We start from the raw sequence: 8,934 nt of genomic DNA on the forward strand, positions 1-8,934 counted from the left end.
ACGAGCAGCCCCACCGCCGACATGCTCCAGTCGGCGGTGGGGCTGCTCGTGATGGTCGGCGTCGGGTACGCGATCGGCTGGCGGGCCGACGGCGGTCTGGGGAGCACCCTGGGGGCGCTGGGGCTGCTGCTCCTGCTGCGGTTCGCGATGTTGTGGATCGGGATCTTCCTCGCGCTGGTCGCGGGGCGGGCCGAGCTGGTGCAGGCGGTGCAGATCCTGGTCTGGCCCATCGGCTTCCTCTCCAACGCCTTCGCCTCGCCGGACTCCATGCCGGGCTGGCTCGGCACGTTCGTGGAGTGGAACCCGATGTCGGCGACCGCGACGGCGGTCCGTGACCTCTTCGGCAATCCGGGCGGCGAGCCGGGGCACGTCTGGGCGGCGGTGGTGTGGCCGCTGGTGCTGCTCGCGGTCTTCTTCCCGCTGGCGGTACGGAAGTTCGGGCAGCTCGGGAAGTAGTCGGCACCTTGTGGCGCGGAGGTGGGAACCCGAAGGCGGTGAGCGGTGTATTGAAAGCAGCGGTTCACCGCGGACCGCCCGAGGGAGGACAGGGGGACGTGCGATGCGCAGGCCCGTGGGAGGAGTGGCCGGCGCCGTCGTGGCGCTGGTGTTGGTCGTGTTGAGCGGGTGTACGGGGTCGAGGTCGGCGGTGGAGCAGGGCGGTTCGGGGAGCCCCGGGGCCTCGGGAAGTCCGGGTGCTTCGGGGGGCCCGAGCGCTTCGGGGACGGTCGGCAAGAGGCCGGTGGCGCGTCCGGATCCGGGGCTGTTCGGCGCACCGCCCCGGATTCCGTCGGCTCCGGGGTTGCCCGGCTGGTCGCACAGCCTGGGCTTCGCGCGGGACGGCAGCGGGTTCGCGCTGCTCGCCTCGTGCGTGAGCGACCAGGCGGCCCCGGAGAACGGCTTCTGCAGGCAGCACGTGGCCGTGCGGGACGCCGGGGCGAAGGAATGGGTGCTGCGCCGGTCCCCGCTGCCGAGGGTGTCGGGGACGGACGGCATCTCGGCGAACCTGGTGCCTCTCGGCCCCGGCCGGGCGCTCGTCGAGGAGGGCGGCGCCGAGCCGGGATCGCGGACCTGGTTCACCGAGGACGGCGGGCGCAACTGGCGGGCGGGCGACCGGCGTACGGTCGGGACGACCCCGGCTATACCCGAGGGGGCGGTGCTCGCCACCGACTGCGCCGCGCCCTCCGCGGCCCTGCCGGACGACTGCGAGCGGCAGCGTCTCGTGGTGATCTCGCCGCAGGACGGGCGGCGCCGGGCGCTGGCCCGGGTGCCTCTCCTGGGAGCGCATCCCCGCCCCCAGGAGCAGCCGGAGCCCGACGGGTCCTGGTGGGTCTCGGGCACGGACCCGCTGTCGGGGCGGGCGGCGGTCGCCGTCTCCCGGGACGGGGGTCGTGGCTGGACGGTCAGCCGGCTGCCGAGTCCCGTCGTGAGCCCAGGCTGGCACACGGCGGTGGCGGTGGGCAGGGACGCGGTGTACGCGGCGGAGATGGGGGAGTTGGTGGGCGGCGAGCCGGTCAAGAACCCGATGCGTGCGTTGCACCGTTCGGTGGACGGCGGGAGGACCTGGCAGCGGATGTGGACGACGGGGCCGGGCGAGCAGCCCCGCTCGCTGCTGGGCCTGCCGGTCCCGGGGCCCGGCGGCCGGGTGGAGATCGGCGCGGAGCTCTCGGCGTACGGGAGCGTGGACGGCGGCCGTACGTTCGTCCGGCTCGGCGAGGGCACGCACCACACCCGCCGCACCCCGCTCGGGCTGCTGCGCGAGGAGTCCCGCTGCCGGTACGCGCTGAGCGCGGACGGGGTGCGATGGTCGGAGTTCCAGCTGGCCTGCGAGGACCCCGCGGGCGATTGAGGAAGAGGAGGGAGGGCCGGGCCACCCTCCTGGGCGCGGGGCGGGCAGGGCCTAGTGGTGGAAGGAGGTCGCGCTGCCTCGATCGTCGGTGAACGGGTGGGGCTGGCGCCGCAGTTCGGGCAGGAGCCGGTTCAGGTCCTCGATGAAGAGCGCGGCCAGGTCGGCGGAGAAGCCGTTGCGGCAGACCACACGCAGCACGGAAAGGTCCTCGCGGTTGGCGGGGAAGGTGTAGGCGGGGACCAGCCAGCCCTGTTCACGGAGGCGCCGGGAGACGTCGAAGACATCGAAGGAGGTGACGTCCTCGGCGGTGGTGAAGGCGAAGACGGGCAGTTGGTCGCCACGGGTCAGGAGCCGGAAGTCGCCCATGGCCTCGATCCGTTCGGCGAGGCCGCGTGCGATGTCGCGGGTGGTCTGCTGCACCGCCCGGTAGCCCTCCCGGCCGAGCCTGAGGAAGGTGTAGTACTGCGCGACGACCTGGGCGCCCGGCCGGGAGAAGTTGAGGGCGAAGGTGGGCATGTCGCCACCCAGGTAGTTGACGCGGAAGACGAGCTCCTCGGGGAGTTCCTCGGGGGAGCGCCAGAGGGCCCAGCCGACGCCCGGGTAGACCAGGCCGTACTTGTGACCGGAGGTGTTGATGGAGGAGACCCGGGGGAGCCGGAAGTCCCAGACCAGGTCCTCGTCGAGGAAGGGGGCGATCATGGCACCGGAGGCGCCGTCGACGTGGACGGGGATGTCGAGGCCGGTGCGTTCCTGGAGGGCGTCCAGAGCCGCGCAGATCTCGGCGACGGGCTCGTAGGAGCCGTCGAAGGTCGAGCCGAGGACGGCGACGACTCCGATGGTGTTCTCGTCGCAGAGGGCGGCGGCGGTCTCGGCGTCGAGGTGGAAGCGGTCGCCCTCCATGGGGACGAGGCGGGGCTCGACCTCCCAGAAGTTGCAGAACTTGTCCCAGCAGACCTGGACGTTGACGCCCATGACCAGGTTGGGGCGGGCGCTGCCGGGGTAGCGGTCGGCGTTCCGTTTGGCCCAGCGCCGCTTGAGGGCCATACCGGCGAGCATGCAGGCCTCGCTGGAGCCGGTGGTGGAGCAGCCGACGGCCGTGGCCGGGTCGGGGGCGTGCCACAGCTGGGCGAGCATGGCGACGCAGCGGCGCTCCAGTTCGGCGGTGCGCGGGTACTCGTCCTTGTCGATCATGTTCTTGTCGCGGCACTCGGCCATGAGGACGCCGGCCTGGGGTTCCATCCAGGTGGTGACGAAGGTGGCGAGGTTGAGCCGGGAGTTGCCGTCGAGCATCAGCTCGTCGTGGACGAGCTGGTAGGCGCTCGACGGCGGCAGCGGGCCGTCGGGCAGCTGGTGGTGGGGTGGGGCCTCGGTCATGCCGCCGACCGGGTTGGCCTCGCCGAAGAAGGGGTTGAGGGCGAGCCGGCGTTCGGCCTGGGCGGGGGAGGCGGGGGAACCCTTGTGCAGCGGCATGGGGGACTCCTTCTGTCCGGTGGGGATGGGTCAGCGCAGGGCACGGCCCTGATGGTCGAGTTCGAGCTGGGGGCGGCCGGTGACGATCAGCCAGGCGGGGAGGGAGGCCAGGCAGAGCAGGGCGAGCATCGCGGGGGAGGAGGCGAGGACGGCGCCGGTGAAGAGGCTGATCCAGCCCTGCCGGGTGGTGGCGAGCAGGACGCCGAGGACGGCGGAGGAGACGGCGACCGCCGGATGGACCTCGGGGACGAGGGCCTGGGCGAACAGTCCGAAGGCGGCCCCGATGAAGACGGCGGGGAAGATCCGGCCGCCCCGGAAGCCGCAGGAGGCGGCGACGAGGAGGGCCACGAGTTTGACCGCGGCCAGTTTGGCGAGTTCGCCGGAGGACCAGCTGCCGACCGAGGCAGTCAGTTCCTTGGTCTGTTCCAGGCCCTTGAAGAGGGTCAGCGGTCCGCCGAGGGCGCCCAGGAGGCCGAGGGCGAGACCGCCGAGGGGCAGCATCACCATGGGGTGGCGCAGCCGCCGGAAGGCGGCGTGGACGTAGGGGAAGAGGTAGCAGGAGGCGAGCCCGAAGACGGCGGCGGCGGAGGCGATCACCAGGGCGGCGAGCACGTCGCCCCAGCCGGGGTCGGTGAGCGGCGGGAGGCCCATGTCGAAGCTGGGGTCGGCGAGCAGCTGGGTGGTCATGGCGCCGGCGCCGGCGGCGGCGAGCGGGGCGAAGAGCCGGTCCCAGAGGGAGCCGCGTCCCGGCTGGCCGACGAGGGCCTCGGAGATGACGAGGGCGGCGGCCACCGGGGTTCCGAAGAGGGCGCCGATGGTGGCGGACGAGGCGAGGGCGATCCAGGCGGCGCCCGGCACCGCGGGCGCGACCTTGCGGCCGAGCCAGTAGGTGAGGGCGATGTTGCTCGCGATGATCGGGTTCTCGGGGCCGAGGCTGACACCGCCGGCGAGCGCGAGCGTGCTCGCGAGGAGGAGCCCCGGTACGACGACGAGGGCGAGCGGAGGCCCGCCGAGGCCGGTGGAGGCGGGGTCGGGGCCGGCGTGTCCGGGTGCCTTCCAGACCACGAGGCCCACGGCGATGCCGGTCGCCGTGAGCATGGTGATGATCCAGAGGGAGGAGTGGCCACCGATACCGAGGGCGTCGGGCAGGTCGTCCCAGAGGACGTCCTCGAACTCCTCCGCGAGGGTGCTGATGCCCAGGAACAGCAGGCTCGCCGCCACCCCGACCACAAGGGCGGGCAGCACTTGCGGCAGCAGGACCTGCAAGGGGGTCTTGTCGGCGGAGGGCGAGGGGCCGGGCGGAACGTGATCGGTGGTCACCGCCCCACCATAAGTGAGCAAATGCCCCACAACATCCCGAAATTCGGGTCGAACGGACGTGCACCTCACGTCGCGTCAGTCCCGAGGCCGACACGCGTACCGGCAGAGAAAGGGGGGCGGACGGCCGATGGGCTGCTCCGTGAGGGCCTGCCGGAGCACCTGCACGCCGACATCCGCGCGAACGCGCGACGCCTGGGGGCTGCCCCGGAAACCTGACCGCGGGTCCCTCGGCCTGGACCGCGGGTCCCTCGGCCTGGACCCCGGGTCCCTCGCCTGGACCGCGGGGCCATCGACCTGCCCCCGGGCGCCCCTCGGCCTGGACCGCGGTCCCTCGCCCGGACCCCGGGCCCATCGACCGGACTCTGGGGGTCTCGGGGCCCTCGAGCCCGCCCCAGGGGCCGGCCCGAGGGGCGCGCAGCGGGCTCAGACGCGCTGTGCGATCACCACCGCCGTGCCGTACGCGCACACCTCCGTGCCCACGTCCGCCGCGTCCGTGACGTCGAAGCGGAACATCAGCACGGCGTTCGCGCCGCGCGCCCGGGCCTGCTCCACCAGGCGTTCCATGGCCTGGTTCCGGGTCTGCACGAGGGTCTTCGTCAGACCCTTCAGCTCCCCGCCGACCATCGACTTGAGGCCCGCGCCGATCTGGCTGCCCAGATGGCGGGAACGGACGGTGAGCCCGAAGACCTCACCGATGACCTGGCGGACCTCGAAGCCCGGCACGTCGTTCGTCGTCACGACCAGTACGTCGGGGTGCGACCCCTGGCCGCCTCCGTACTCCTCGATGCCCATCGGCATACACCTCCTGGCCCCCAGCCTCAGGGGCGCGGGCCCTCTCCGCATCCCGTAGGCCCCGGGTGGAACCGGTCGCGTCCCGCCCACGTTGATAGCTTGGGGCCAGCCGTCCCCCATGTCCCCACCGACCGCAGGAGCCCGGAACCCGTGAACACGCTTGCCCTCGGACCGAGCTGGTTGGACCCGGACTATCTGATTCAGACCTTTGGTCCGATCGGTGTCCTGGCCATTGTCTTCGCCGAGTCCGGCCTCCTCATCGGGTTCTTCCTGCCCGGCGACTCACTGCTCTTCACCACGGGCCTGCTGATCACGACCGGCAAGCTGGACATGCCGCTGTGGCTGATGTGCACGCTGATCGTGGCCGCGGCGGTCCTCGGCGACCAGGTCGGATACCTCTTCGGACGCAAGGTCGGCCCGTCTCTCTTCAAGCGCCCCGACTCGAAGCTCTTCAAGCAGGAGAACGTCGAGAAGGCGCACGAGTTCTTCGAGAAGCACGGCCCGAAGTCGCTGATCCTGGCCCGCTTCGTCCCCATCGTGCGCACGTTCACGCCGATCATCGCCGGCGTCAGCCGCATGAACTACCGCCTGTTCATCACGTACAACATCATCGGCGGTGTGCTCTGGGGCGCGGGTGTGACCCTGCTCGGCGCCTCCCTCGGCAAGGTCGAGTTCGTGCACAAGCACATCGAGATGATCCTCGTCGGGATCGTCCTGCTCTCCGTGGTCCCGATCGTGATCGAGTACCTCCGGGCCCGTTCCCAGTCGAAGAAGGCACAGGCCACCGGCGGCGACCACGATGACCACGACATCCCTGGTGACCACGACGCCCCCGGCACCCCCAACCCGCCCCGCGGCCGGCACGCCAAGCGCTGACCCGGACGCGTTCGAAGCGCTGGAAGGGCCCCGCACAGCGTGCGGGGCCCTTCCCGTGTCCCGGCCGACGGCCCCGGGCAGGGCCTAGAAGCCCCTGGTCCGCTTGGCCGCACGACGGGCCGCGGCGGCACCGGGAGCCTGCATGAAGAGGCGGGCCAGCTCGCCTCCCAGGTTCACCCCGATCGCGATCGCCAGTGCCAGGGCCGCCGCCTTCGCCAGCGAGGCGAAGCCCTGGTCCAGGTTGTTCTGGGCGATCGCGAGCACCCCGAAGTACGTCGCCGAACCGGGCAGCAGCGGGCCGATCGCCGCCGTCACGTACGGCAGCGACGAGGTGTGCTCGTAGCGGGCGATCAGCTGGCCGAAGAGGCCCACCAGACCCGCCGCCACCGCCGTCGCCATGACCGTCGACCCGTCCGCGGTCACCGCTATCGACGCGTAGATCACCCACGCCACCCCGCCGTTCAGCGTCGCGAAGAGCACCGTCGCCCGCGACTGCTGCAAGAGGATCGCGAAGGTCGCGCACAGCACCATCGATGCCAGGATCTGCGTCACCGGCCGCTCCACCGCGTGCAGCGCCCCCTCGGGGTTCAGCTGGGCGTCGAACTGCACGGCGATGTACAGCACCGACAGCACGCCCACCACGATCGCGACGAAGAAGTACGCGACCTCCAGGAGCCGGGCCGAGGCCGTGATGTAGAAGCCGGTCAGACCGTCCTGCACCGCCGCCACGAGCGCCCGCCCCGGGATCAGCGCGAACAGGCCACCGGTGATCACCGCCGACGGCCGCAGATCGGCGTGCAGCATCGTCAGGAGCACCCCCATCGCCGCCGGCGGCATCGCCGCCACCAGGAACTGGTAGAACTCCGGCATCCCGCGTCCGGCGAACAGCCACGCCAGCCGGTCGCCGAGCACCGCGCCCAGCGCCGCCACGAAGAACACCGTCGGACCGCCGCCCAGAAGCACCGAGGCCGCGCCGGCGAGCACGCCCGCCGCCGCCGTGAGGACCCAGCCGGGGTACGGGTGCCGGTTGCGCCGTATCTCCGCGAGCCGCCCGTACGCCTCCTCGGGCGTCACCTCGTGCGCCCGCGCGTTGATGTCGGCGAGCAGCGTGTACACCGCCGCGAGCCGCGTGTAGTCCGTGCCCCGGCGCCGTACCGTCCGGTTCGCCGTGATCGGGTCGTCCACGAGCGACGGCTGGTACGTGACGGAGAGCAGGGTGAACGTCACCGTCGGCTCGACCCGGTCCAGACCGTACGAGCGGCAGATCGCGAACATCGCCGCCTCGACGTCCTCCGCGCCCTCCCCGCCCGCGAGCAGCAGCTCGCCGATACGCAGGGTCAGGTCGAGCACACGCGGCACCGAGGGACCGCTCTCGTCCTCCTTGCGCGTCGCCTCCGGCACCGGCCGCTCACCCACCGGCAGCCGCAGCATGGTCCGCATCCGGTCCTGCCACGGCGCGTTCTGCGAGAGCCGCACCAGGGGCACCCCGTACGCCGGGGTGAAGGCGGGCGGCGAGGTCTTCGCCGAGTACGTGGCGGGCGGCGCGAACGCCGAACCCTCCTGCTCGGCCGGCGGCTCCGTCGTCAGCCCGGGAGGAAGGGCGAACTCGGAGGTCGGGTGCTCCTCCTCCGGCGGTGCGGGCTGCTCCACCCCGACCGGCGGCACGAAAGCGCTCCGTGCCTCGTCCGACACCGGCTTCCGGTCCTCCGGAGAGTCCGCCGGAGAGTCCTCGGGGACCCCTGCCGAACCGTCCGCCGAACCGTCCGGCGTGCTGTCCGCCGAACCGTCTGCCGTGCCGTCCTCCGGATCGTCCTTCGAGCCGTCCGGCTCCGCCACCACTCTGTCCGCCTCACTCCCTGGGAACCGTGAATTCCAGTATGAGCGTGCGACGGATGTGCGAAAGGCGGTGCACCCAACGGGTGCACCGCCTTCACACGCTCACAACAGAACCGGCTCAGTGGCCGCCCTGCTCCTTGGCGCGCGCGTACGACTTCTCGATCTCTTCCTCGGCCTCGGCGCGACCGACCCAGTCGGCGCCCTCGACCGACTTGCCCGGCTCCAGGTCCTTGTAGACCTCGAAGAAGTGCTGGATCTCCAGGCGGTCGAACTCCGCCACGTGGTGGATGTCCCGCAGGTGCTCCATGCGCGGGTCCGTGGCCGGGACGCACAGCAGCTTGTCGTCGCCGCCCGCCTCGTCCGTCATGCGGAACATGCCGATCGCGCGGCACTTGATCAGGCAGCCCGGGAACGTGGGCTCGTCGAGGATGACGAGCGCGTCGAGCGGGTCGCCGTCCTCACCGAGGGTGTTCTCGACGTAGCCGTAGTCGGTCGGGTAGGCCGTCGACGTGAACAGACGACGGTCCAGACGGATGCGACCCGTCTCGTGGTCGACCTCGTACTTGTTACGCGATCCCTTGGGGATCTCGATGAGAACGTCGAACTCCACGGGTGGCTCCTCCTGAATCAACACAACTGAATGCTCGCGACGACGCGCGGTGATTAAGTGTCCCTCACGCACGTGTGTGATCGCGAAAGGGGCTGGTCAGCAATGCCCGAGCCGAGGATGTGGCAGCTCACGGCGGCCAGGGCCAGTCCGAGGGCGGCGGAGGCCGCCGTGAGCTGCCACATCC

At 71.7% G+C, this 8,934-nt stretch carries 8 protein-coding genes; 3 read left to right on the forward strand and 5 right to left on the reverse strand.

What is annotated here, in order from left to right; translation table 11 throughout:
• Both AOK00_RS29645 and AOK00_RS29650 read left to right on the forward strand, forming a co-directional pair.
• A partial coding sequence (locus AOK00_RS29645; protein WP_159041873.1) for an ABC transporter permease occupies positions 1-456 on the forward strand: 456 nt, incomplete at its 5' end.
• Between the two features lie 343 nt (positions 457-799).
• Complete coding sequence (locus tag AOK00_RS29650; RefSeq protein ID WP_254047552.1) at positions 800-1,846, forward strand: sialidase family protein; 1,047 nt, start codon at positions 800-802, stop codon at positions 1,844-1,846.
• A 51-nt stretch (positions 1,847-1,897) separates the two neighbouring features.
• On the opposite strand, the gene AOK00_RS29655 is transcribed toward AOK00_RS29650, so the two are convergent.
• From AOK00_RS29655 to AOK00_RS29665, 3 genes are all read right to left on the reverse strand, one after another.
• Positions 1,898-3,316 carry a glutamate decarboxylase gene (locus AOK00_RS29655; RefSeq protein ID WP_055603307.1) on the reverse strand — a complete coding sequence of 473 codons (1,419 nt, stop codon included), beginning with the start codon at positions 3,314-3,316 and terminating at the stop codon, positions 1,898-1,900.
• 30 nt (positions 3,317-3,346) lie between these two features.
• A complete protein-coding gene (locus tag AOK00_RS29660; RefSeq protein WP_055603308.1) occupies positions 3,347-4,636 on the reverse strand; it encodes an ion channel protein in 1,290 nt (429 codons plus the stop codon).
• Between the two features lie 423 nt (positions 4,637-5,059).
• Positions 5,060-5,428: a YbjQ family protein gene (locus AOK00_RS29665; protein ID WP_055603309.1), complete on the reverse strand. Its 369-nt coding sequence runs from the start codon at positions 5,426-5,428 to the stop codon at positions 5,060-5,062.
• Between the two features lie 150 nt (positions 5,429-5,578).
• Here AOK00_RS29665 and AOK00_RS29670 point away from each other — a divergent pair, with 150 nt between their 5' ends.
• Complete coding sequence (locus AOK00_RS29670; RefSeq protein ID WP_079042263.1) at positions 5,579-6,304, forward strand: DedA family protein; 726 nt, start codon at positions 5,579-5,581, stop codon at positions 6,302-6,304.
• Positions 6,305-6,388: 84 nt separating this feature from the next.
• Here AOK00_RS29670 and AOK00_RS29675 read toward each other — a convergent pair whose 3' ends face one another.
• Positions 6,389-8,143: a threonine/serine exporter family protein gene (locus tag AOK00_RS29675; RefSeq protein WP_437441454.1), complete on the reverse strand. Its 1,755-nt coding sequence runs from the start codon at positions 8,141-8,143 to the stop codon at positions 6,389-6,391.
• Positions 8,144-8,258: 115 nt separating this feature from the next.
• On the reverse strand, positions 8,259-8,750 hold the full coding sequence (locus AOK00_RS29680) for an inorganic diphosphatase (RefSeq protein ID WP_024758444.1): 492 nt from the start codon (positions 8,748-8,750) through the stop codon (positions 8,259-8,261).
• Between the last annotated feature and the right edge of the window lie 184 nt (positions 8,751-8,934).

The organism is Streptomyces aureus, from assembly GCF_001418135.1.
In the GTDB taxonomy this organism is placed as follows: Bacteria; Actinomycetota; Actinomycetes; order Streptomycetales; family Streptomycetaceae; genus Streptomyces; species Streptomyces aureus_A.